The organism is Flavobacterium sp. (assembly GCF_035456085.1).
Classification (GTDB): Bacteria; Bacteroidota; Bacteroidia; order Flavobacteriales; family Flavobacteriaceae; genus Flavobacterium.
Genome location: NZ_DATIDY010000029.1, coordinates 1 through 26,176, shown reverse-complemented (window position 1 = coordinate 26,176; position 26,176 = coordinate 1). Strand labels below are relative to the sequence as shown.

Genomic DNA, 26,176 nt, shown 5'->3' with positions numbered 1-26,176 from the left:
GGTAGAACAACATTACAAAACACATCATACAGTTGCAGATTATGCTGAAATGTTATTTTTAACTCCAAAAAACCTCAGCAAAAAAATAAGTCTGGTGAGCAAAGAAACTCCAAACGATATTATAAAAAACCGAATTATCTTAGAAAGCAAACGTCTGTTGGCTCATACAGCACTTTCGGTAAAAGAAATAGCCTACAGTTTAAATTATGACGACGATGCTTATTTTGTTCGCTTCTTTACAAAAAACACGGGAATTTCTCCTTTATCTTTTAGAAAGCAGTTTTAACAAAAACTCCCTTCAACACCTTCTCTTTAATAAAATGTAGTTTCCATTTTTGCCCTTTGGACTATCTATTTCTCTGAAATGTTTTTGGTTTCATTCCAATGTGCTGTTCAAATGCTTTTGCAAAATGACTTAAATTCGAAAATCCTAAACTATAACCTACTTCCGAAACTGTCATTTTATTTTCTTTTAAAAGTCGGGCCGCTTCTTTCATTCTAAACTTTTGGTAATAATTGAAAAAACTATTACCAAAAATCTGCTTAAATAATCGCTTAAATTTGGACTCACTCATTCCAGTCAATTCAGCTAAATCTTTAATGACTGGAGGTGTGTGAATTTCGGCCAAAACACGATCTCTGACTTGATAAATTTTTTGCACATCCATTTCATTTAATGCCTGAACCGTTGCGTTTTCTCTTTTGAAAAGTTCTTTTAATGTTAAGCATATTAATTCTTCAGCTTTAATTTTAAAGAAAAAATCACTTAAATAATCCGGAATATCAGATTCTATAATTTCCAAAGCAACTTCCTGAATTTTGGGCAAAACAATTTCCTCAAATAGAATTGGATGTTCATTATTAATTAAAGTATTGAAAACTTCATTTTCCTCATTTTGCCCTAAATATTGTTTTAACTGAAGCGAATCAATCCCAATAAAAATTGACCGAAATTTAGTTTTACCTGGGTACAAAGTTTCGGTACTTAACTTTCCTTTAAAAATTTGAATGGAAGGCAAATCAACTGTAGATACTTTGTTACTGGAATCTGTGTCGGGGAATATGTTATTAAAAGAAAATAAAACCTTCTTTAGCGAACTTTGATTTCCAAATCTTTTTGCAAATAAGCTATCATTAAATTCATAATTACTAATGAACATCTCGATAGTGTTATGTAAACGAAAACCTCTCAAATAACCTTTCCCTTTGCTCTCAGGTATTTTGAGTATTCCATTTTGCAACTCGCCCCCAATTAATTCGGCAAAAGCTGATAAAAATCCTGATGTTTCTTTTACGGTTAACTCTAGCATAATTTTGACCTTTTACGGTTATTTATAGGTTAAAATTAGCTATTTAAGCTCATTATATCAAATTAATTTTGCTTTTATAAATTTAAAAAATCAAAAACTATGAAAGCAACACAAATTAAAGCCATAATTAATGCCAATGTATTTGATGGTGAAAAAGTATTAGGAAAAAAAGTCATTGTATTTAAAGATGGAGTTATAACTTCTATTTGCGATCAACTGCCTGATGAAGTGGATGAAATAATTAATGGAAAAGGTGCTACTCTATTACCAGGTTTAATAGACGCCCATGTTCATACATCGGTAGAATTTTTGCGAAATGCATTGGAGTTTGGAATAACAACCGAATTGGAAATGATGGGTGGATTTACCCAAAAAGGTCGCGACAACCAACTAAAAGGAATCGAAGATATTGCCGATGTTCGTTCTGCTGGCATGGGTTTAACTGCTCCCGGAGGACACCCGGACGAATTGATTCCAAAAGGCGAAGGAATTCCTGATTTTGTTTTGAAAGAAATGGAAAAGATGACCGAAGAAGAAAAAGCAGCATTTATTGCAGCACATGAAGCCCAAAGAACGGAAGAAGAAACTGGTCCAGATGTTACAACTATCGAAGGAGCAATTGCTTTTGTACATCGTCAAATAAACAATGGAGCCGATTATTTCAAAATAATGATTGAAGATGGAGCAGTTATGAATGCGCCCGGTTTACCGATGATAAAACCTGAAGTTTTGAAAGCGGCTGTAGATGAAGCTCATAAACTTGGTAAAATAGCTATCGCTCATATATTAACTGCAGATGCGGCGAAAACAGCTATAGAAGTTGGTGTAGATGGTTTGGCTCATTTATTTATAGACAGACCTGACTGGACGCCAGAACTTATTAAATCTATAGCTGACAAAGGGATTTTTGTAACGCCTTGTTTGGTGTTGAACTCCTCTATTATTGGAAAATCAGCTTGTCATGTGGCACATGATGAGCGTGTAGAACATAAATTAAACGAAGATTGGAAAATGACAATGTGTTCTTGTTTTAACACTTTTCCCTCAGGCAAAATGGAAGACAATTTTAACAATGTAAAAGATTTGTACGATGCAGGTGTAGATATTCTCGCTGGAACAGATGTATCGGTTCCTGTTCCTCATTTAGGAGGTTTGGCACATGGTGTAAGTGTTCATCATGAAATGCAATTATTAGTCGAAGCGGGATTAACACCGATTGATGCCCTAAAATCAGCAACGTCAATAACTGCAAGAAGATTCAGCCTAGCAGACAGAGGACATATTAAAGAAGGAATGAGAGCGGATTTAATTCTAGTAAATGGCGATCCAACAAAAAACATTTCTGATTCTTTATCAATTGTCAATGTCTGGAAAGAAGGCGTTTCATATCATAAATCGTGCAAAGTATCATAAACCATAAATCCTTTTAGTATTTTAAGAACTATAATACTTTAAAAAGCAACCACATAGACATAGAGATTTTCCTTAAAAGACTATAGAAAGATAGAGCTTTCCATATAGTCATATCATTTATTTTATTCAAAAGGAAAAAAGTACAATTCAATGGGAAAAGCGTCCATTGATGCCCTTTGGTAATTACTGCAACTTTGTAATATCAAAAACAAACAAACAAAGAAACAAACTGAAAGTGAGAACAAAAATTGGTTTCACCTAAAAATACAACAAATCATCAAAAGGGAAAAAAGTACAATTCAAAGAGAAAACCATCCATTGTAATGCTTTCCAAATTAGAACAACTTTGCAATATCAAATTAATTAAACATTTAAAAAATAAATAATAACATTTAAAAAAATAAAATCATGAACAAGTTTACAGTAAAAGACGGAACAGAAATTTATTTCAAAGATTTAGGAGCAGGACAACCAATTTTCTTCCACCACGGGTGGCCATTATCATCAGATGATTGGGATGCACAAATGATGTTTTTCTTAAATCAAGGATACAGAGTAATTGCTCACGACAGACGCGGACACGGAAGATCTACTCAAACATTCACTGGAAATGATATGGACACTTACGCAGCAGATGTGGCTGAATTAACAGCATTCTTAGACTTAAAAGATGCCATTCACGTAGGACATTCAACTGGTGGTGGAGAAGCTTTACGCTACGCTGCACAATACGGAAAAGGCCGTGTATCCAAAGTGGTTTTAATTAGTGCCATTACTCCATACATGATCGCTGACGAAAGAAATCCAAACGGTGTTCCATTGTCAGTTTTCGATGAAATCCGACACAATACTTTACACAACAGACAGCAATTTTATCACGATATCACAGTTCCTTTTTACGGTTACAACCGCGAAGGAGCAGATATAAAAAAAGGAATTCAGGACAATTGGTGGAGACAAGGAATGATGGGTGGAATCAAAGCGCATTATGACTGTATCAAAGTTTTTTCTGAAACTGATTTCACTGAAGACCTTAAAAGTATTGAAGTTCCGGTATTAGTGCTTCACGGTGATGACGACCAAATCGTTCCTTACGAAACTACAGCAGTAAAAGCTAATGAACTTTTGAAAAACGGAAAATTGATCATTTATCCCGGCTTCTCTCACGGTATGCCTACTACTGAAGCTGATACAATTAATAAAGACATTTTAGAATTCATCAAATCATAAATTCAACAAAGGGAAAAAGTACCATTCAAAGAGAAAAGAGTCCATTGATACTCTTTCTAATTTGAAACAACTTTGTAACATCAAAATAAAACAAATAAAAAATTATAAAAATTTAAAATCATGAAAAATTTATTATTAGCAATCGGATTATTTACTGCATTTTTAACTAATGAAGCAGTAGCACAAACAAAAAGAACACCTGCATCTTACGGAAGAGAAGAATATATTGAAGTTGAAAAAAATGTGAAACTTCACGTAACCGACCTTGGAGAAGGACAACCAATAGTTTTAATCCACGGTTGGCCTTTGAGCGACGCGATGTATGAATACCAATATTCATATTTTGTTCAAAAAGGATATAGAGTAATTGGAATTACTTTGAGAGGTTTTGGACTATCTGACAAACCAGGCGGAAAATACAACTACGATGTTTTTGCAGATGATATCAAAGTTGTCCTTGACAAACTAAATATTCAAAATGCTACTTTAGGAGGTTTTTCAATGGGAGGTGCAACTGTGATTCACTATGTTGCCAAATACAATGCAGCACACGTTTCAAAATTGGCTTTATTCGGAGCAGCTGGACCACTTTGGACAAAAAGAGCAGATTTCAACTATGGTAACTGGACTAAAGAAGATGTTGATGGTTTGATCGCTTTGAACAACACTAACAGACCACAACTATTGGAAAACTTTGGACAAATATTCCCAGCTAATGCTACTAGTGTTTCTCCTGGTTACGGCGCCTGGTTAGGGACAATTCAAGCACAAGCTTCTCCTTATGCAATGGCTGAAGGTTTAAAAACATTAAGAGATTCTGACTTACGTGGTGATTTGAAAAAGATACAAATACCAACTCTTATACTTCACGGAAAACTAGATAAAATCTGTTCTTACGAGTTAGCTGAGCAAATGCATGCTGGAATTAAAAACTCGACTTTAGTTCCTCTAGAAAAAAGCGGTCACGCATTATTCATCGAAGAATTAGAAAAATTCAACTCTGAGTTATTGAATTTTATCAAAAAGTAATTAAAAAAAATGAAAAGGCTAATCAACAAAGGTTAGTCTTTTTTTTATCCAATAGATTATGAAAAAAATCGCTTTTATACTGTCGGTACTTTTAGTTTCCTGTAGTAGTCCGAAAAAAATAGTAAGAGTCAATCATTCCAATTTACCAACACCAATTGGTCCTTACAGTCATTCTGTTCGTTATGATAATTTAATTTTTGTCTCAGGGCAAATAGGTGTTGATCCAAAGACAAATATTTTAAAGGAAAGTATTGAGGAGCAAACTATTCAGATTTTTGAAAACTTAAAAGTCATTCTTAAAGACAATCATTCCGATTTGAATCATATTGTAAAAACAACCATTTTTATAACCAATATAAAACAGTATGATGTTGTTAATAAACTTTATGGACAATACTTTGAAAATAATTATCCTGCAAGAACCACAATTCAAATAGTTGCTTTACCAAAAAACGCTGCAATAGAAATTGAATTTGTAGCTGTTAAAAGCCAAAACTGACACATAAAACGATTTATATTTTTCTAAAAAAATTAAACATTAAAACTTTTAAAATGAAAACTAAAAAAAATTTATTTACAGCTATTGTTACCATTGTATTGATAGGAACATACACAATTTCAGCTTGTGCACAAACTAAGAATGGCATCGGTCGCATTGAGCTACAACGCCATGATATCAGTACTCTAGGCAGAGAAATGGTTCAGGCACATATTGATTTTGAACCGGGAACGGCGTTCGGGAATCACAATCATCCCGGTGAAGAAATTATTTATGTCCTTGAAGGCGAATTAGAATATATTGTAGAAGGAAAATCTCCTGTGGTACTCAAAAAAGGAGAAGTTTTATTTATACCAGCCGGGACAATACATTCAGCCAAAAATGTTGGTAATTCTAAAGCCAGCGAACTAGCGACTTACATCGTTGAAAAAGGAAAACCTCTTGTTCAGTTAATAAAATGATGTTTTCAACTTACGTAATAAAAAAACGTCCCGATTGGGACGCTTTTATTTATAGTCCTAATGCCTTAATAAAATGGCATATCTATAAAAAGGCAAATTGCAATTAACTTTTTCATAGTTTCAATCCAACCAAGTCACCCGTATCCTTAGAAATCACCCATAAATTGGTTCCATCTAAAAGAACCTGATGTGGCTTCCAAGAATTTAAATTATAGGTTCTGACAATTATATTTTTTCCGACATCATAAACCACAAGAGTGTTCTCAAAGAAAAACCAAATTCTATTTCCCTCTATTTTAAGAATTTCACGATAGTCATTTATTTTTGTTTCTGGTAATTTTAAAATATTGCTAATGTAGATTTCGTTGGTGATTTTATTCTGGTTATTTATAATTTTAATCTTGTCATTTTCCAAAATGACGGTCATCTCATTGCCATAATAGTATTTTGTATTTCCAGTGGATACATTTTTTACAGCTACACCTTTGTTGTATTGATTTAATATATCATAATGAATATTACAATAATTTTCTTCAAGAGGCGGCTCGAAACTTTTAGAATAACACAGAGTATCTTTATCTAATACATTGCCCTCATAATCGAGTTCAAACCAATAATTATCATCAAAATTGGCTACAATTTTATCCTTAAAAAAATAGGGCTGAAGAGCTACTCCATTACCAATATATTTTTGCCATACCCTAGAACTATTCTTCAAATCATAGGCCAAAATAGCACCACCCATTCGTGGCGAAACTGCAGCACAATACATAATAGTGTCTTTAATAAAGGGTTGAGTCGAAACTTCATTTACTCTTATTATTCTAACCAGTTCGCCTGTTTTGGTATTTAATTGCTCCCACGTACCCACACCAGTTCCGAAAAAAACGTTATTTCGATACGGTTTTGGAGCATTATCTAATTTGGCGCCAGAATAATAGGCCCAATTTAAAATTCCTGTTTTTTTATCGTGAGCATAAATGTACTTATCATTCGCATTGAAATAGACTTGGTTACTATCGATGCTAATAGAGGAATAGAAATCTGTTAAATCATCTCCAGACAAAAGTAATTTTGATTTGAAAAATTCTGTTTGTGCAAAAGAGGCAATGCTGAACAAAAAAAGAAAAAGGGCAGTTTTTATTCTCATTCTAAATGGTGGTATTTTTTTGTAAATATAAAATAATAACCGCCAATCCAATCTTTAAGTTAAAAAATTACAAACAAAAAACGCATTCAAATTAATGGATGCGTTTTTTCCTTTTTTGTATTTTGGCCAATGCCTATAAAACCTATTATTTTAAACTTGCAGAAAGATATTCTCTGTTCATACGAGCGATATTCTCTAAAGAAATTCCTTTTGGACATTCTACTTCGCAAGCACCAGTATTAGTACAGTTACCAAAACCTTCTTCGTCCATTTGACGAACCATGTTCAAAACACGGGCTGTAGCTTCTACTCTTCCTTGTGGCAATAATGCATATTGAGAAACTTTTGCTCCAACAAATAACATTGCTGAACCGTTTTTACATGTAGCTACACAAGCACCACAACCGATACAAGCTGCGGCTTCAAAAGCTTTGTCAGCATCATCTTTAGGAACTGGAGTTGCATTTGCATCGATAGTGTTTCCAGAAGTGTTTACTGAAACGAAACCTCCAGCTTGTTGAATTCTGTCAAAAGAAGTTCTGTCAACAATTAAATCTTTAATTACCGGGAAAGCTACCGAACGCCAAGGCTCGATCACAATAGTATCTCCGTCATTAAACATTCTCATGTGCAATTGACAAGTAGTAATTCCGGTATCTGGTCCGTGTGCACGTCCGTTGATATACAAAGAACACATTCCGCAAATTCCTTCGCGACAATCGTGGTCAAATGCCACTGGTTCTTTTCTTTCGCTTACTAATTGCTCATTTAATTGATCTAACATTTCCAAAAACGAACTTGCCGTAGAAACATCATTTAATTTATATGATTCCATTTTTCCTTTCTCTTTGGAGTTCTTTTGACGCCAAATCTGAAGGGTTATATTGATATTTTTTGCTGCGCTCATAATTTTTATTTTTAGCCAAAAGCCATTAGGCAGAAGGCATTAGTAACTATTGTTTACTCAATTCTAATTTATTTAAAAAGGAATTAATCATCTTACTTTCTTCGACAATCTGATTTGTTAATTCTAAAAATAATTCTTCATTATTAATAAAATCTAATTTTTTTGCCACTAATAATTGTGTTTCTAATTCACACAAAGAACCTCGAGCTATTTTGATAAATTGAATATAACTTTGAGCTGACTGTCTACCATATCCTTCTGCTATGTTAGAAGGAATTGATACCGAGCTTCTTTTTATCTGACTTGATAAAGCGTATAATTCATCTTTGGGAAAGCTATAAACTAATTTATAAGTCATACAAACAATTTCAATTCCTTTCTGCCAAATCAATAAATCTTTATACGATTTTATCTCACTCATAACTATTGCCTTTTGGCTAATGCCTTATTACTTATAGTTTCTAGCTGCGATTTTAATAAACTCGTATTTCAATTCTTCCTTGTGAAGTTCGGATTTTGTAATATCGTATCCTTTGTTTTCCCAAGCTCCTACAAACGAGAAGTTTTCATCATCACGAAGTGTTTCACCTTCAGAATCCTGATACTCTTCACGGAAGTGACCTCCACAAGATTCTTTACGTTGCAAAGCATCCATAGCCATCAATTGTCCTAATTCGATGAAATCAGCAACACGAAGTGCTTTTTCTAATTCAGGATTCAATTCATCTGCACTACCTGGAACATAAACTTCTTTGTGGAATTCTTCTTTCAAAGCAGCAATTTCTTGGATAGCTTCTGTTAACCCTTTTTCATTACGAGCCATCCCTACTTTATTCCACATAATATGGCCTAAACGTTTGTGGAAATGGTCCACAGTTTTAGTTCCATTATTAGATAAGAATTTGTTGATTTGCTCTTTAACACTATTTTCAGCAGCTACGAATTCAGGTAAATCTGTAGAAATCTTTCCAGTACGAATATCACTTGATAAATAGTCAGAAACAGTATAAGGCAATACGAAATATCCATCAGCCAAACCTTGCATTAAAGCCGAAGCTCCTAAACGGTTAGCTCCGTGATCTGAGAAGTTAGCCTCACCTGCAACAAAACAACCAGGAATTGTAGATTGTAAGTTATAATCAACCCAAACACCACCCATTGTATAGTGAACCGCTGGGTAAATTTTCATTGGAGTTTCATAAGGATTCTCATCAGTGATTTTTTGGTACATAGTAAACAAGTTACCATATTTTTCCTCTAACCATTTTTTTCCTAAAGAAGTAATTTCTTCTTGAGTAGGATTGTGATTTCCTTTAGCGTAAGCAGTTTGTTTTCCTTTAGTTTGAATTTCTGTTGAGAAATCCAAATACACTCCTTCATTAGTATCATTAGCCTCAATTCCGCGACCTTCGTCACAAACTTCTTTACCAGCTCTTGACGCAACGTCACGAGGAACTAAGTTTCCAAATGCAGGATATTTTCTTTCTAAATAGTAATCTCTATCTTCTTCAGCGATTTGTGTTGGTTTCAATCTACCTGCACGGATTGCTTCAGCATCTTCTTTTTTCTTTGGAACCCAAATACGTCCTGAGTTTCTTAACGACTCAGACATCAAAGTCAATTTAGATTGATTTGTTCCGTGAACCGGAATACAAGTTGGGTGAATTTGTACATAACAAGGATTTGCGAACAAAGCGCCTTGTTTGTGGATTTTCCAACCCGCCGTTACATTCGATCCCATTGCATTTGTTGAAAGGAAATAAACGTTTCCGTAACCTCCAGTTGCAATAATCACAGCGTGAGCAGAATGTCTTTCTAATTCTCCAGTAACTAAGTTACGAGCAATGATTCCACGAGCTTTTCCGTCCACTTTTACCAATTCTAACATTTCGTGACGGTTGTACATATCGATACGACCTAAACCAATCTGTCTTGATAAAGCAGAGTAAGCTCCTAATAATAATTGTTGTCCAGTTTGTCCTGCTGCGTAAAAAGTACGTTGGACTTGTGTACCACCAAATGAGCGGTTATCTAACAATCCACCGTAATCACGGGCAAAAGGCACACCTTGAGCCACACATTGGTCAATGATGTTTCCAGAAACTTCAGCTAAACGGTGAACGTTTGCTTCACGAGCTCTATAATCTCCTCCTTTAATTGTATCATAAAATAAACGGAAAGTACTGTCTCCATCATTTTGATAATTTTTTGCAGCATTGATCCCTCCTTGTGCAGCAATTGAGTGCGCACGACGTGGAGAATCTTGGTAACAAAAAGCTTTTACGTTATAACCCATTTCGGCAAAAGATGCAGCAGCTGAAGCACCAGCTAATCCTGTACCTACTACTATAATATCTATTTTTGGTCGGTTGTTTGGAGCAACCAACTTTAAGTGATCTTTGTAATCAGTCCATTTTTGTGAAATGTGACCTTCTGGTATTTTAGAATCTAGTTTCATATGTAGATTTTTATTGTTTTTTTATTGGTCATATGTAATTCGCATATCGTCAATGGTTTTTAATGAACCAAATACGAATGCTCATTTCATTATATAGATTGATATTAATTATTAAAATGATGAAAAAGTGCAATGAAAATAAATCCAAAAGGAACTATGATTGCAAATGCATAACAGATTTTATGCAAAGATTTTCCAATTTTATTGTCAAACCCGATTGATTGCAATGAAGAAGTGAAACCATGCCAAAGGTGTAAAGCCAATAACACGAAAGCTATACAATACAACCCAGTACGAACTGGACTTTCAAATTTTTCTACCAATTCATGATAGTATCTTGTTTCATCAATTGAATTTACTGCTACATATTTATAAATCATTTCGTGAACCCAAAAGTCATAAAAATGTAATCCTAAAAATGCTAATACAACTAAACCAGAAATAATCATATTTCTAGAGGCCCAAGAAGCGTTTGCAGCACCGTCGTATTTTACATACGCAACAGGTCTAGCCTTTCTATTTTTTAATTCTAAAACGAATCCCATAACAAAATGGAAAACTACTCCAGCAACCAAAAGAGGCTGCATTATAAATTGGATTAAAGGATTATAACCCATAAAATGTGACATCGCATTAAATGAATTCTCGCTAAAAACAGAAACGAAATTAATAAAGAAGTGGAGCGATAGAAACATAATCAAAAAAAGTCCTGAAAGCGCCATAGCCACCTTTTTAGCTATAGACGACTTCAACATTGAAGATTTTGCCATAATGATATAAATATTTATTTTTTTAAAAAGTCGAACAAAATTAGGTTAATTAGAAAAGAATTACAACGATTTAGTCATTTTTACTTCACTATTTATAATCATTTTAAAGTACGTAAAAAATACTTAGAAAATACTTATAAAACTACGTAATTTTAAGTGTTTTCATCATATTTTGTAATCGATTACATTGTTATGTGTTAACTATTAGCTACTTATATAAAATTATAATCTTTAAAAAAATAAATTTTGACAGTCTTACTATATTCCATTGTCTAATATTTAAAAAACTAATAATTTTACAATCCAAAAGATGATTTACACATTATTCTTTAAAAAAATAAAAAAAATTTGTTTTATAGCGACAAAAAATTGTAATTAGCCGAAAGCAATTTTAACTTTACACCCTTAAATTATATTCATGAAAACTGGAATTGACGCTATTGCATTTGATGTTGCCAAAATACACTTACCAATAAAAACATTAGCGATAGCTAGAAACATAGAACCCGAAAAACTTGAAAAAGGACTCGGATTATTGAAAATGACTTTGCCAGATACTCATCAGGATGCTGTGGTTTTCGGCGCAAATGCATTGACCAAATTAATCATCGACAACCAAATAAACCTTAACGAAATTAGTCGTATATATGTTGGAACCGAAAGCGGTATCGATAGTTCTAAGCCAATTGCTTCCTATTTGATTGACTTAATGGAGCAAAAATTTGGCGAAGATTCATTGTCAGAATGTGATGTTGTTGATTTCACTTTTGCCTGTATAGGTGGTGTTGATGCTTTGCAAAATTGCATTGATTTTGTAAAACTAAATCCGACCAAAAAAGCAATTGTAGTGACTACAGATTTTGCTAAATACGATTTAAATTCTACTGGTGAATATACACAAGGCGCTGGAGCTTTGGCTATGCTCATTACTTCAAACCCTAAGATTATTGCTTTTGATGAAAATTGGGCAACTAGTACAAAAGGTGTCTTTGATTTCTTTAAACCTTACAGAAGTCTTTCAAAACAAGCGATTACTCAAAATGCAAATAACGATCCTTGGTTTGATAATTTAGAAGCTGAAATCGAAATTCATAAAGACCAGCCCGTTTTTGATGGACAGTATTCGAATCAATGTTATATGGATCGTACTCGTAATGCTTACTTTTCATTCAAAAAATTAAAAAACACATCTGATTCAGTTTATACTACTTGGAAAAGCATCATTATGCACTTGCCTTATTCTTTTCAAGGAAGAAGAATGTTGTCTGAAATCTATACTTTAGATGCCAAAACACCAATTCTTACTGGTAATGAAGATGCTTCTGAATATCAAAATAAATTGAAAGAAATCAGCAAATCTGACGAGTACAAAACATTTGTTGCCGAAAAATTACAACCTGCCGAAATAGCTTCTTCATTAATTGGAAACCTTTATACTGGCTCCATTTTCATGGGATTATTATCTACTTTGGCTCATTTTTATGATACTAAAAATGAAATTTCTGGAACAAAATTTGGGTTTTTAGCATACGGGAGTGGTTCTAAATCCAAAGTTTTTGAAGGAACTATCCAACCAGAATGGGAATCAGCTTTGACTAATATTGCTCTTTTTGAAACATTAGATAGAAGTATTGAAATTGATTTTGAAACTTATGAAAAACTGCATAAAAAAGAACAAAAACAAAGTATTCGAAAACCACAAAACGAATGGATTTTGGACAAAATTGAATCTGACATTCCCAATTTAATTGGTGCTCGTTATTACAAATGGATTGATTAATTCATCTTAGAAAAACTTATTTGAACAGTTGTGAAATTAAATTTTACAACTGTTTTTTTATGACACCAATAAAAACAATCATTTTCTGAATTAGTGTCAAACGTACATTTTTGAAAGCTAATTGTTTTTCTTTAAAAAATTAATTTTATTCTTAAAAAATCCTATAAAAAGTCATATTTCATTTTAAAAGTCACTATTTTTGATAATTCAACATCAAAAAACAGATTTAAAATGAAATACCATCAGATTGATCGCACTCTTTTTATTAAAAATCGCGAAAAATTCACGGCTCAAATGAAGCCAAATAGTGTAGCCGTTTTCAATTCAAACGATATTTACCCAATTTCTGCAGATAGTACTATGCCATTTGCACAACACCGTGATATTTTCTACCTATCAGGAGTTGATCAAGAAGAAAGCATCTTATTACTCTTTCCTGATGCACCATATGAAAACCAAAGAGAAATATTATTCTTAAAAGAAACTAGTGAGCATATCGCTATTTGGGAAGGTGAAAAATTAACCAAAGAACGGGCTTTTGAAGTTTCGGGAATTAAAACTGTTTATTGGCTGCAAGATTTTCATAAGATCTTAAATGAAATAATGACTTATGCCGATACAATGTACATCAATACCAATGAACATTATCGTGCATCTGTTGAAACTGAAACACGCGAAGCTCGTTTTGTAAAATGGTGGAAAGAAAATTATCCTGCACATCAGGTTGCCAAAAGCAATCCAATTTTACAACGCCTTCGTTCTGTAAAAGAAAGTGAAGAAATTGATTTGATTCAAACTGCTTGTAATATTACTGAGAAAGGTTTCCGTAGATTACTTTCATTTGTAAAACCAAATGTAACTGAATATGAAATCGAAGCCGAATTAATTCATGAATTCATTCGTAATCGTTCCAAAGGTTTTGCTTACACTCCAATTATTGCCTCGGGAAATAATGCTAATGTGTTGCATTATATTGAAAACAACCAACAATGTAAAGCTGGAGATTTGATTTTACTAGATGTTGCTGCTGAATATGCCAATTATTCAAGCGATATGTCACGTACAATTCCAGTTTCTGGACGATATAACGATAGACAAAAAGCCGTTTACAATGCTGTTTTACGTGTAAAAAATGAAGCAACCAAAATGCTTACCCCAGGAACTCTTTGGAAACAATACCATGTTGAAGTTGGTAAAATCATGACTTCTGAATTGCTTGGTTTAGGCTTAATCGACAAAGCTGATGTTCAAAACGAAAATCCTGATTGGCCAGCTTACAAAAAATATTTCATGCACGGAACTTCACACCACATGGGATTGGACACGCACGATTATGGATTATTGCATGAACCGATGAAAGCCAATATGGTTTTTACAGTTGAGCCAGGAATTTATATCCCAGCCGAAGGTTTCGGAATCCGATTAGAAGATAATGTTGTGATTCAGGAAAAAGGAGAACCTTTCAATTTAATGCGTAACATTCCGATCGAAGTAGATGAAATCGAAAGCTTGATGAACTCTTAAAATAACAAAGCCCTTAATAATCACAAATTATCAAGGGCTTTTTTAATTGCATTCTTTGAATTTTATTCTCCGATTTTTGCTATTTGCACATCCAATACAAATTTTCCTGTAGCTTCATTTTCGTTGATTAATTCAAATAATTCTAGCGCTCTACGAGCATTTTTCTCTTCTTCTCTTTGTTCTGCAACATACCACATAATAAAATCCTCTGTAGCATAATCATTTTCTGCTCTACATTTTGCAACTATTCTATTTATTGCTTTTGTTACACTGATTTCATTTTGCAAAGCAATTTCGAATACTTCTTTAAAAGAAGCAAATTCTTGCTGCACTTCGCCAACAGTAGGAGTAATTGCAATTCCTCCCATATCTGTAATGTATTTGAACACTTTTAAAAAATGTTGACGTTCTTCTTCCGCTTGTTTGTACAAGTATCCTGCCGTATTAACAAACCCATTTCTTTCTAACCAAGCCGCCATTGCTAAATATTTATTAGAAGCTTCGCTCTCAATTTTAGCTTGTAAGTTTAGGATTTGTTCAATTCCTTCTGATAACGAAGTATTGGTTCTTAGTAAATCTTTCATGAGCTTAAAGTTTTATACTATAAAATTACAGAAATAAAACACTGAAAAACAAGTACTTTACGAATTTGTATTCATTCTAAGTAAAATTAAGCGTGATTTACAGCCAACACATCGCAAAGTAATGAATGCAAATTCAACGTGAATTTTGTACCATTTAATAATTCACGAAGTTGGACTATTTCGCAAATATTAAGCATTCTGGAGAAATTTCGTTTAGTAGCTTCAATCAATTGCGCATCTGATTGATCCGATAAATCATAAAGCATATCAAAAATATTAACGCTATTTACTTTCCTTTGAAAAATCAAAAAATCTTGAATTTTATAAGATGAAGTTGTACCTAAAAAATCAATAATAATTCTATTTGTTACATCACATTGATAACTGTAGCCTTTTTCAGTTTCAAATAAAATTTCGCTTGTCAAATTGCTAATATCCATATTGTAAATTAAATAACGGTACAAATTTAAAAAATAAAATGAATTTGCGCTAATTAAGACTGAATTAAAATAATATATACTTTTTTATGTTTTATACTTTAAAATGGACCTTTCTAAATTATTTCAATGAAAGAATTTTCGGGACAGACAAAATGTTTTTCTGCTTGATTAAAATATAAAACATTGAAAAACAATAAAAAAGCAATTCTATTGTAACATTCTAAATCGACATTCGACTTATTTTTAAAAACTAAATAATAAAAAATCATGCAAGCACACGAAATAGATTACCAGATATTTGGAGAAGAAATGCAGTATGTGGAAATAGAATTGGATCCTCAGGAAATTGTAGTTGCCGAAGCAGGCAGTTTTATGATGATGGACAATAACATTCAAATGGAAACTATATTTGGCGATGGCTCTCAACAATCATCAGGATTATTTGGTCAGCTTTTGAACGCTGGAAAAAGAGTTCTTACTGGCGAAAGTTTATTCATGACTGCTTTTGTAAATCAAAGCAACTCTAAAAAGAAAGTTTCCTTTGCTTCCCCTTATCCAGGAAAAATTCTTCCTATAGATTTAACTCAGTTTCAGGGTAAATTTATTTGTCAAAAAAGTTCATTTCTATGTGCTGCCAAAGGCGTATCTGTCGGAATAGAATTCTCTCAAAAACTTGGACGCGGATTTTTTGGAGGAGAAGGCTTCATCATGCAAAAAATAGAAGGAGACGGAATGGCGTTTGTACATTCAGGTGGAACAATGGCAAAAAAAGAATTGGCTCCTGGTGAAATTCTAAAAGTCGATACTGGATGCATTATCGGTTTTACCAGAGATGTGAATTATGATATAGAATTTATCGGCGGAATCAAAAACTCTCTTTTTGGTGGTGAAGGTTTGTTTTATGCAACTTTACAAGGTCCAGGAACAGTTTTCATTCAATCATTACCTTTCTCGAGATTAGCCGATAGAATTATTGCTTCAGCACCAAGGTCTGGTGGCAACAGCCGCGACGAAGGAAGTTTACTAGGCGGATTGGGCAATCTTTTGGATGGTGATAATCGATTTTAAAAAATATTTTATTCTAAATAACTACGGCTCACTTTAATGGATGAGCCGTTATTTTTTTTTATAAAATGGTTTCTTGAAATCTCATTTTGGACTAGAAAAAATTAATTTTGCAGATATTAAACTTCAACTTAACTCATAATTGTTTTGGAAACACTTCTGTACAAAAACACACAAATATCTTATACCGATACTGGAAAAGGAACAGCAGTTGTCTTACTCCACGGTTTTTTGGAAAACAAAACCATGTGGGATAATTATGTGCTTGAATTAAGTAAAAAGAACAGAATCATCACAATTGATTTGTTAGGCCACGGCAAAACAGAAAGTTTGGGTTATGTTCAAACTATGGAAGAAAATGCCGATATGGTGTATGAAGTTTTATCCAAATTACGAATTCGAAAAACGATTTTTGTCGGTCATTCAATGGGTGGTTACGTAGCTTTGGCTTTCGCTGAGTTATATCCTGAAAAGATGAAAGGTCTAGTTTTACTTAATTCTACATCTAAAGAAGACAGTCCCGAAAGAAAGAAAAACAGAGACCGCGCTATCAAAGCAGTAAAGAAAGACTATGAAACATTCATTCGTTTATCAATATCAAATTTATTCAGTGAAGACAATAGAGAAATCCTCACCAAAGAAATTGAAGAGGTAAAAATTCAGGCTTTGAAAACACCATTACAAGGAATTGTTGCCTCACTTGAAGGAATGAAAATCCGCAAAGATCGTGAATTTCTTTTGCACACAACGTCTTATCCAAAACTGCTAATTTTAGGAAAGAAAGACCCAGTTCTCAACTATGAAGATAATATAGAACAAATAAAAGGCACAACTGTAGAATTGATTACTTTGCCCGATGGTCATATGAGTTCAATTGAAAACCAAACGGAATTACTTCCAGTTTTAGTAGATTTTTTTAAAAGGGTCTAAAAATGATTTGGACTTAAATAGCTTTTCTCAATCAACTCCGTCTTGTTTTTGATAGTGTGAATCTTACCATCCTTCATTAGCAAAATCTGAGTGGCAATACCTATTACATTTTCATAATCATGGTCTGTAATTATAATTCCTTTTTTAAATGCATTCATTTGTATCAAGTAAATTACCTTTTCGATCATAATTGGAGATAATCCATTAAAAGGTTCATCTAATAAAACAAACTTAGAAGAATTATAAAGCACTAATTTTATTTCCAAATACCGTAATTCACCAGTTGATAAGTGGCTTACTTTTTTATATAAAATGTCCTGAATCAAATAATCATCCAGAAATTCATTCATTATTTCGTAATTAATACATAAAGAAATAGCTTTTTTTACTGAAAAATGATTTGGAATAAATTGTTCCTGATGTAAATAACTGATCTCTTTCAGTATATCTGATGTTTTATTCTTTACCGCACCATTGATACGAATGCATTTATTTTCAGCCGAAACAATTCCAAAAATGATTCGCAATAATGTAGACTTTCCGGAGCCATTTCTACCCAGCAAGCCAATAATTTCACCTGTTTCACATTTTAAATACACATCTGAAACAATCAATTTGTTTTCAAAATGTTTCCTGACGCTATCAACTTCCAATATATTTTTACTCAAAATAATTCTTTTATTTATAGAACAAAAACATTCCCAAAAAACATAATCCGAGCGAATAGAAATAACTCAAAACAATCAATTTAATTTTTGAAACTCCATTATTTGCGTAAAACAAATAGTCATTCTTCCTATAAATTTCTTTATATAAAATACTTATTCCAAACCCTAAACTCGCGAAAATAAAAAAGAAACTATCAATCCCTCCAAAAAGTAAAGACAATGAACAAACAGTCAAATTAATTAAAAGTGTGCTTTTGAAAAACTCAAAACTATTGATCCAGGTTTTACTCATTTCGCTACACAATATTCTCCTCAAAAGGAATTGTTACATCTAGAATCTCATTTAACAACAAAACAATTTGCTCTAAATAACTAGATTGTATTTGGCTGTTTATAGTCGTAAAAGCTTCTTTTTCCTCTTTTAAATTAAAGGGTAAAAATCCAGCTTTAAGATTTTTAAAAGAAATGATTCCTGCCTCGATAGGCTTTCCATTTGCGTTTTCTTCATACATATAAGCGTATGCTAAGACCTGAATGATTTTATCGTTTTTAATACCATCTTTTAAACCTTTCCAAGATTTAAGAGTAACATTGGTTTTCTCAACTTTACCTGTTTTGTAGTCTATAATTCTGATTTTACCATTGCGCTCTTCAATCCTATCGACATTACCTTTTATCAAAACAGGGAAAGGCAAACTTGGATGTTCAACCCATCGTTCAAACGTTTTTTCGAGTTCCAGAATTTTTATGGCATCTCCAATTTCAATACTTTCTAATTCGACTTTTAAGAAATTAAGAACATTACGTTTTGCTACTTCAAAAGCCAAAAGATTTCTTCCTTTTTTGATTTCTCCTTCTTTGTAAACCAATTTGAATTGAATTAAAACTTCAGCATCAATTTTCTTCATGCAATTTTGAATATCTAATTCGGAGATAAATTTTCCTTTAAAAGGTTCGTATAAAACCCGTAAAGTCTCGTGTATTATGGTTCCCAAAGTATTCAGTGCAATATTTTCCTCAACCTCTTCAACTTCACTTATTCTTAAAATCTTTTGAAAATAAAATTGAATCGGATTTCGTATATAACTAGTCAACGCCGAGGGTGAAAATCCATTTTCTGCAATTTCTTTCAAACGCATCATTACTCTTTCCGATTTTGGAATTACCATCGGTGTGTAAGCGCTTTCAGGCAATACAGCATTGTAAATCTCATGAGTTATATTGTGCTTTTGTTGCTTCTCAACTTCCAATTGGGTGATAAAACGGCTTTTTTCTCCAGCGTCGAGACCATCACTTTCTGTATTATAAAGCAAATAGATGTTTTTGGCTCGTTGTAACAAATGATAAAAGTGATAGGTGTAAATGGCATCCTTCTCTTTAAAAGTAGGCAATCCTAATTCACGCTTAACGTCATAAGGAATAAACGAATTTTGAGATTTTCCCGCTGGAAATTTTCCTTCGTTCATAGAAGTGATGATAACCGTTTCAAAATCCAATACCCTACTTTCGAGTACACCCATAATTTGAAGTCCATTTAACGGTTCACCTTCAAAAGATACTTCTGCTAAATCAATTACTTGCTTATAAATCGCATAAAGTGTATCAATAGTGTCAATTTCTTTATGTTGAGAATAGTAATTGATTAGTTTATTGACCACTTTAAAAATAGCATAGACAAAAGCCTTTGTTATTTTTTCTTCTTCATTTTCATTACTCAAATTGTTCTTGATTTTGAGCAATAACATTGAAATTATTTCTAAAACCGCTACAGAACCTTTTTCCCATTTTTGAAACACAAGCAAAAAAAGATCACTCGAAGTATCATTTAATTCCAACAATTTCTGATGGCTAATAAAAGTATAATTGTTTTTATTAATGACACCAACCAAAGCACTTGTATTCGCATAAGGTTCAATCAATGGATGGGTTAAGATATCCAACACATCTTTATAATAAAACACATAGCTGCTATTACTCCGCGATAAAGCATTAGTATGCATTTTAAATAATTTAGCAATCAGAATTTGAGCGGGATTATTTTTACTTGAATAACCCATAGTAATATTCAAAGCACCAACACTGCTTGGCAAAGAATACAATAGTGGAATCAATAGATTCTCCTCTCCCAAAACAATTGCCACTTTATCCAGCGTAGCAGAAGGATTATTGATTATAATATTTTCAATTATACTACCGGAAATTTTAGCTTGACCGATTGTTTTTGGTGTACCAATTACCTGAATATTTTTCGAATCTGAAAAATCATCAACTATCCATTCAAATGGATGAAATTTATAGTGTTTCCAACTTTCCTTGAAGCGGCGCAAGAACAGACCAGCATCATGATATGGATCATTTAAAAAAGTCTGATCAGCATCCCAATATATTTTTGCCTGATCTGAAGCAATAAGGTGTTGTATTATTTTTTCTTCGGAAGCATTTAAGGCATTAAATCCAGCAAAGACAAACTTCTTATTTATTATTGATTTGGAGAAAAGATTTAAATTCATCACTGCTTCCCGATAAATCAAGCCTTGATAACCAATTCCTTTCTTTAATAAATGTTCATAAAGAGATTGATAATATTTGGGCAATAATTTCCAAAAATCAATGTAGTTCTCAAGCAACTGAGTTTTATTTTCAACCTCAATTCCCCATTTTTTAATATCTTCAATATCTTTTAAGTAAGACAAAACATGGTCTGAGTCTAATAAATAACGGTCAATTTCATTAAAATCCTGTAGAAGTGTCTTTCCCCAATTAGCAAAAATTTCAAAAGACTGCTGATTCTTCTTTTCAGTTATCGATAAGTAAACCTCATAAAACTCAAAAAGTAATTCAATAGGATCAATTGTTCTAATTCCAGCAATATTTTGAACAAAATCTTCAATACTAATAATTTCCGGCGAAAATATGTTTTCTTCTGTATGCCTCTTTAAAGCTTCCAAAAGAAATATTTTTGCTCGTTTATTAGGTAATACTATAATAGTTTCCGTCAATACGCTTTTATAATCTGATAATATTACAGTTGCGATTTTATCTAAAAAGGAAATGTTTGTCATTTTATAAAAATAAAAAAAGCCATTCTTAATTGAATGGCTTTTTAAAATTATTTAGAGAATTGATTACAATTTACCTTCATAAATTGAACCTATGTGTCTAATTTCTGTTCTTCTGTTAAGTGCTCTACCTTCTTTAGTTTTGTTAGAAGCTACTGGTTTAGTTGAACCATAACCTGCAGAAGTTAAGTTAGCTGGATTAACACCTTTAGCAATTAATGCATCCATAACAACTTTAGCTCTATCTTCAGAAAGTTTTTGATTTACTTTAGCACTTCCTGTGTTATCTGTGTGACCTTCAATAGCGAATTTAGCATTAGGGTAGTTTTTAAGGATTTCTTTAATTGCCTCTAATCTACCATCTGTAGCTCCTTTATCAGCAGTAGCTAAAACAGCTTTACCAGTTACGAAGTATACAGCTCTTGCTTGAACTTTAAGTTCTTGTAATACTTGCTCAGTTACTTCTGGACATCCTTTATTACTAGCAGGACCAGCTACTGAAGGACAAGCATCTTCTTTGTCAATTACACCATCTTTATCAGAATCCAATTCTGGACATCCACCATTTGAAGCAGGACCAGCTACTGTAGGACATTTGTCTGAAGCATCAGTTACACCGTCTCCATCAGTATCAGGACAACCTTTAAATTGTTTTAAACCTGCAACAGAAGGACAAGCATCATCAGGATCAGCTACACCGTCACCATCTGTATCAGCACAACCTTGGAATTCAGCAGTACCTGCAGTTGTAGGACATTTATCTTTTGAATCTTCGATTCCATCAGAGTCAGAATCAGGACAACCATTGAATTGTTTTAAACCTGCAACTTCTGGACAAGCATCATCTTTGTCATAGATTCCGTCTCCATCAGTATCTTTAGCTCCAAACTTGAAAGTAAGACCTGCAGAATATTGAGTGTAAGATGGAGCATCTGGTGTTGTACCATCTGCGTATGTTCTATCTCCAAAAGATTTTTTGTAAGTCCCTAATAATGAAAGACCAACGTTTTCAGTAAACCAAATATTTAATCCAACACCTGGATTAATAGTACCATAGCTTTCATCTCCTAAGAAAGTATAACCACCACCAACACTTAATGTAGGCTCCCATACTTTAGATTTAATTAACTCCATGAAACTATAAGTAGCTGTTACATCAATACCATAGTACATTAAATCCCCAGGATTTATAGCAGCATAATCAGGTTTGTCAGGTGTTTGACCTGGTACTGCAACAACAAATTTATCAATTTGATTAATTGACCCTGTAAGTCCAACTATAAAACCACTACCTACGTATCTAGAAACGTTGATATAAGAAACTGAAGGTAAAATATTCCAGTTATCGCTAACATTAAATGGTTGACTAAAATGATCCACGAAATCTGGACCAGCACTTGATCTGAAATCTATCGCGTTTACTCCAAAACCGACAGCCCATTTATTGTTACTGTCCTGTGCCTGAGAGCTTAATCCCATCACCATCGTTACAGCAACTAAAAGTTTGTTAAGATGTTTCATACTTTGTTATTTTAATTACAATTAGTTAATTTAAAACAAAAGTAGGACGATTTTCTGTAACATCAAAATTATTTGTTAAATAAAACACTTCGGAAATATAAAATTTAACAATTATATTACAGCAAGTCTCTCGCCTACAGTAACAAAAGCATTAATTGCTTTATCCAAATGTTCTTTAGTATGAGCGGCGGATAATTGTACTCTTATCCTTGCTTTATCTTTTGGAACCACTGGAAAAAAGAATCCAATGACATAAATACCTTCTTTTAACAATTCATTAGCCATTGTTTGTGCCAATTTTGCATTATACAACATAACTGGAACTATAGCAGAGTCGCCCTCAACTATATCGAAGCCGGCTTTTTTCATTCCTTCTTTAAAATAGTTAGTATTCCATTCTAATTTATCTCTCAATTGAGTGTCTTTTTCCAACAATTCAAATACTTTTATTGAAGCCCCTACAATAGCTGGAGCCAAAGAATTTGAAAATAAATAAGGTCTTGAACGCTGACGCAATAACTCAATTATTTCTTTTTTGGCAGTAGTATATCCTCCCATCGCACCCCCTAAAGCTTTACCTAAAGTCCCTGTGATAATATCAACACGTCCTAAGACCTTTTTGGCTTCAAGTGTTCCTTTTCCTGATGCTCCAATAAATCCGGCCGCATGACATTCATCAACCATTACTAAAGCGTCATACTTATCGGCTAAATCACATATTTTGTCCAATGGTGCTACTACACCATCCATTGAAAACACGCCATCGGTCACAATTATTTTAAAACGGGCTCCAGATTCATTTGCCTTAATCAATTGTTGTTCTAAATCCTTCATGTTACTGTTTTCATAACGATAACGACTTGCTTTACACAAACGAACACCATCTATAATAGAAGCATGATTAAGACTATCCGATATAATAGCATCGTTTTCCCCAAATAAAGGCTCAAAAACACCTCCATTTGCATCAAAAGCCGCAGCATATAATATTGTGTCTTCGGTACCGTAAAAATCAGCTATCTTTTTTTCTAATGTTTTGTGAATATCTTGTGTTCCACATATAAAACGAACAGATGACATTCCAAAACCATGAGTATCCATAGCATCTTTGGCAGCCTGAATAACTTCAGGGTGTGAAGAAAGTCCTAGATAATTATTAGCACAAAAGTTTAAAACTGTTTCACCGGTTGAAATAGTAATTTCTGCTCCTTGCGGAGAAGTTATAATCCTTTCTTTTTTAAAAATTCCATTCTCTTCAATAGTTTGAAGTTCTGACTCTAAGTATTTTTGTATTTTGCCGTACATTTTCTTTAATAATATTGTTAGAATAATAAAGACCTTGAAAAGTCAATCTGTTTACTTTTTTACAAATGTACTACATCGATTTCGACTCCTATGTAAACAAGTGCTTTTTTTAATACTGAGAAACCCATTTTTTCAATAGCCTCTTGATAATTTTCTAATTGGTATTTATATTTTGGATTGGGAGAACCAGTTTTGTAGTCCAATAAAAAAGCTTCTTTTCTTTTATTAATGACAATTCGATCAGGTTTAATAGTACTTTTCTCTTTCTGAATGATTGTTTTTTCATTGAAAACCTCATTCTCATTCGCAAAATAATCCAGCAAATCCTGATGATTTACAATTTTATAAATAGTATCTGTAACAAGTTCTTTTTGAAGGATCGTAATTAAACCATTTTCAATAGCTTTATTAATTGCTAAGTCCACGTCATTTCTTGTCTCTACAAGTGATAATATTTCGTGAATTACATTTCCAAATTCAATGGCTTCTTGTTGATGAGTTCCCCACATTAACGCTTCTTTCTGTGCTATTTTTATATTTTTTGGATTCATCACTTCCGAAACTACCGGGATATTTTTAGTAGTATCAATATGTTTTTCATTTTCAGATAATTTTTCGAGATTTCCGAATGAGTATTCAATTCTATTTTCATCGTAAATACCTTCTTCCACTAAATATTTCACAAAAAAAGAAGCCATGTTATCTGGATATTTTCCATCTTTTCTAGGCTGAATATTTTCAGAAATGATATATAATTGTTCTTCTGCTCTTGTTAATGCTACATACAAAACATTAATATTATCTAATAACTCTTCTTGTTTTTTTAGATTATAAATCAGTGAAGCTTCGGCACCAAATTCTTCAATTATACTACTATTATCAACCAATACTTTTGGCAGGTCAAAATCATGCTCTTCGGAATTTAACCATAGTTTGTCTTTTGGCTTTCTGTTATAATCTTCATCTGCAAAAGGCATAATAACTACTGGGAATTCCAAACCTTTGGATTTATGAATAGTCATGACGCGAACAGCATTAGTCCCTTCGGGCGAAGGAATGCTGAATTTCTCTGAATTTTTATCCCAATAATTGAGAAAATCTGAAATTCCTGCCTGACTACGAACATCACGCTCTAAAACAAGGTCTAAGAAATATTGCACATAAGCTGTTTCTGAAAAAACTCCATTAGGATTGTTATTTGATTTTAAAAATTTTGCAATAATAATTTCGACAGCTTCGTATAATGATTTTTTTCTAATGTTTTCAAAGGAAAGCTCAACATTACAATTCACAAGCCATTTTTCAAAAGCGGACTCTTCCTTCTTTTCCATTCCTCCAGCTATAAAATCATGGACTGGTAATGCTGTTTGTTTGTTTTGTGCTAAATATTGTAAAAAATTAGCTTTTGATTCAAGATCTGAACTATTTTTTAAATATCTCAATATATGAATGATCAATCGAACTTCGGTTGCGTTTTGAATCATCAAGGTCTCTGATGATAAAAGCGGAATACTTTGCTCTGTCAAATAATTAGCAATAGCAATTCCTTGGCTTCTTTTTCGGGTAAGAATTACAATATCTTTATATTCAAAACCAGACGCTGTAACCTTTTGAATAGTATTTAAAGTAGCCAATACATATTGTTGTGTTTTATCCAAAGTTTCTTCATCATTATCTTCTGGTTCTTCAATTTTTGGCAAAAAAGAAATATTGACATACCCCCCAACCTTATTGTTTATCTTCTGATGACTGTGATTCTCATATAAATTTTTGTAATCGGCATTGCTAAATTCATTAGACAAAAATTGAAAAAAATCATTGTTAAATTCAACGATCTGTGAATAACTTCTATAATTTTTCTCTAAATGCTCCAATTTTTTATCGGGGTTGCTAAAAGGGTTTTGATCTTTACTTAACTCAATAAATTGTTCTGCTTTTCCCCCACGCCATCTGTAAATAGATTGCTTTGGATCGCCCACAATCATTAAAGTTCCCTTTTGTCCTAAATCATCCTGACCTGCAAGCGCATTATCAATAAGCGGAATCAGGTTTTGCCATTGCATTTCGGAAGTA

General features: G+C 32.9%; 23 protein-coding genes. 10 read left to right on the top strand and 13 right to left on the bottom strand.

The window, feature by feature from the left end; all coding sequences use genetic code 11:
* A partial coding sequence (locus VLC96_RS02515; protein WP_325260478.1) for a helix-turn-helix domain-containing protein occupies positions 1–286 on the top strand: 286 nt, incomplete at its 5' end.
* 61 nt (positions 287–347) lie between these two features.
* Here the strand turns inward: VLC96_RS02515 and VLC96_RS02510 are convergent.
* Positions 348–1,310 carry a helix-turn-helix domain-containing protein gene (locus tag VLC96_RS02510; protein WP_325260477.1) on the bottom strand — a complete coding sequence of 321 codons (963 nt, stop codon included), beginning with the start codon at positions 1,308–1,310 and terminating at the stop codon, positions 348–350.
* Between the two features lie 99 nt (positions 1,311–1,409).
* Between VLC96_RS02510 and VLC96_RS02505 the strand changes: the two genes are divergently transcribed.
* The 5 genes from VLC96_RS02505 (at position 1,410) to VLC96_RS02485 (ending at position 5,942) form a co-directional block, all read left to right on the top strand.
* A complete protein-coding gene (locus VLC96_RS02505; protein WP_325260476.1) occupies positions 1,410–2,723 on the top strand; it encodes an amidohydrolase family protein in 1,314 nt (437 codons plus the stop codon).
* 408 nt (positions 2,724–3,131) lie between these two features.
* Entirely contained in the window at positions 3,132–3,953 is an 822-nt protein-coding gene (locus VLC96_RS02500) for an alpha/beta fold hydrolase (protein WP_325260475.1), read from the top strand.
* 120 nt (positions 3,954–4,073) lie between these two features.
* Positions 4,074–4,982 (top strand): alpha/beta fold hydrolase, encoded by a 909-nt coding sequence (locus VLC96_RS02495; protein WP_325260474.1) that lies wholly within the window; start codon positions 4,074–4,076, stop codon positions 4,980–4,982.
* Between the two features lie 58 nt (positions 4,983–5,040).
* Entirely contained in the window at positions 5,041–5,481 is a 441-nt protein-coding gene (locus VLC96_RS02490) for a RidA family protein (RefSeq protein ID WP_325260473.1), read from the top strand.
* Positions 5,482–5,534: 53 nt separating this feature from the next.
* On the top strand, positions 5,535–5,942 hold the full coding sequence (locus tag VLC96_RS02485) for a cupin domain-containing protein (protein WP_325260472.1): 408 nt from the start codon (positions 5,535–5,537) through the stop codon (positions 5,940–5,942).
* 112 nt (positions 5,943–6,054) lie between these two features.
* On the opposite strand, the gene VLC96_RS02480 is transcribed toward VLC96_RS02485, so the two are convergent.
* The 5 genes from VLC96_RS02480 to VLC96_RS02460 all read right to left on the bottom strand — a co-directional run bounded on the left by VLC96_RS02480 (position 6,055) and on the right by VLC96_RS02460 (position 11,227).
* Positions 6,055–7,092 (bottom strand): outer membrane protein assembly factor BamB family protein, encoded by a 1,038-nt coding sequence (locus VLC96_RS02480; RefSeq protein ID WP_325260471.1) that lies wholly within the window; start codon positions 7,090–7,092, stop codon positions 6,055–6,057.
* A 145-nt stretch (positions 7,093–7,237) separates the two neighbouring features.
* Complete coding sequence (locus tag VLC96_RS02475; protein WP_325260470.1) at positions 7,238–7,999, bottom strand: succinate dehydrogenase/fumarate reductase iron-sulfur subunit; 762 nt, start codon at positions 7,997–7,999, stop codon at positions 7,238–7,240.
* A 46-nt stretch (positions 8,000–8,045) separates the two neighbouring features.
* Positions 8,046–8,420 carry a four helix bundle protein gene (locus tag VLC96_RS02470; RefSeq protein ID WP_325260469.1) on the bottom strand — a complete coding sequence of 125 codons (375 nt, stop codon included), beginning with the start codon at positions 8,418–8,420 and terminating at the stop codon, positions 8,046–8,048.
* Between the two features lie 27 nt (positions 8,421–8,447).
* Positions 8,448–10,457: a fumarate reductase/succinate dehydrogenase flavoprotein subunit gene (locus tag VLC96_RS02465; RefSeq protein WP_325260468.1), complete on the bottom strand. Its 2,010-nt coding sequence runs from the start codon at positions 10,455–10,457 to the stop codon at positions 8,448–8,450.
* 104 nt (positions 10,458–10,561) lie between these two features.
* Positions 10,562–11,227 (bottom strand): succinate dehydrogenase cytochrome b subunit, encoded by a 666-nt coding sequence (locus tag VLC96_RS02460; protein ID WP_325260467.1) that lies wholly within the window; start codon positions 11,225–11,227, stop codon positions 10,562–10,564.
* Positions 11,228–11,645: 418 nt separating this feature from the next.
* Here VLC96_RS02460 and VLC96_RS02455 point away from each other — a divergent pair, with 418 nt between their 5' ends.
* Positions 11,646–13,007 carry a hydroxymethylglutaryl-CoA synthase family protein gene (locus VLC96_RS02455; protein ID WP_325260466.1) on the top strand — a complete coding sequence of 454 codons (1,362 nt, stop codon included), beginning with the start codon at positions 11,646–11,648 and terminating at the stop codon, positions 13,005–13,007.
* 231 nt (positions 13,008–13,238) lie between these two features.
* Complete coding sequence (locus tag VLC96_RS02450; RefSeq protein ID WP_325260465.1) at positions 13,239–14,531, top strand: aminopeptidase P family protein; 1,293 nt, start codon at positions 13,239–13,241, stop codon at positions 14,529–14,531.
* 62 nt (positions 14,532–14,593) lie between these two features.
* Here VLC96_RS02450 and VLC96_RS02445 read toward each other — a convergent pair whose 3' ends face one another.
* Positions 14,594–15,115: a ferritin gene (locus VLC96_RS02445; protein ID WP_325260464.1), complete on the bottom strand. Its 522-nt coding sequence runs from the start codon at positions 15,113–15,115 to the stop codon at positions 14,594–14,596.
* An 86-nt stretch (positions 15,116–15,201) separates the two neighbouring features.
* Complete coding sequence (locus VLC96_RS02440; protein WP_325260463.1) at positions 15,202–15,555, bottom strand: hypothetical protein; 354 nt, start codon at positions 15,553–15,555, stop codon at positions 15,202–15,204.
* Between the two features lie 267 nt (positions 15,556–15,822).
* On the opposite strand from VLC96_RS02440, the gene VLC96_RS02435 reads away from it, so the two are divergent.
* A complete protein-coding gene (locus VLC96_RS02435; RefSeq protein WP_325260462.1) occupies positions 15,823–16,623 on the top strand; it encodes a TIGR00266 family protein in 801 nt (266 codons plus the stop codon).
* A 144-nt stretch (positions 16,624–16,767) separates the two neighbouring features.
* Positions 16,768–17,550, top strand: coding sequence for an alpha/beta fold hydrolase (locus VLC96_RS02430; protein WP_325260461.1), 783 nt, complete (start codon positions 16,768–16,770; stop codon positions 17,548–17,550).
* Here VLC96_RS02430 and VLC96_RS02425 read toward each other — a convergent pair.
* The 5 genes from VLC96_RS02425 to VLC96_RS02405 form a co-directional block, all read right to left on the bottom strand.
* The gene (locus tag VLC96_RS02425) at positions 17,547–18,218 is read right to left on the bottom strand and encodes an ATP-binding cassette domain-containing protein (protein WP_325260460.1); all 672 of its coding nucleotides are present in this window, start codon (positions 18,216–18,218) and stop codon (positions 17,547–17,549) included. The genes VLC96_RS02430 and VLC96_RS02425 overlap by 4 nt on opposite strands.
* Before the next feature lie 296 nt (positions 18,219–18,514).
* The gene (locus VLC96_RS02420; RefSeq protein ID WP_325260459.1) at positions 18,515–21,280 is read right to left on the bottom strand and encodes a PD-(D/E)XK nuclease family protein; all 2,766 of its coding nucleotides are present in this window, start codon (positions 21,278–21,280) and stop codon (positions 18,515–18,517) included.
* Positions 21,281–21,343: 63 nt separating this feature from the next.
* On the bottom strand, positions 21,344–22,798 hold the full coding sequence (locus VLC96_RS02415; protein ID WP_325260458.1) for an OmpA family protein: 1,455 nt from the start codon (positions 22,796–22,798) through the stop codon (positions 21,344–21,346).
* A gap of 111 nt (positions 22,799–22,909) precedes the next feature.
* The gene (gene kbl / locus VLC96_RS02410; protein ID WP_325260457.1) at positions 22,910–24,103 is read right to left on the bottom strand and encodes a glycine C-acetyltransferase; all 1,194 of its coding nucleotides are present in this window, start codon (positions 24,101–24,103) and stop codon (positions 22,910–22,912) included.
* Positions 24,104–24,162: 59 nt separating this feature from the next.
* The coding region (locus VLC96_RS02405; protein WP_325260456.1) for a UvrD-helicase domain-containing protein at positions 24,163–26,176 on the bottom strand (2,014 nt) is incomplete at its 5' end.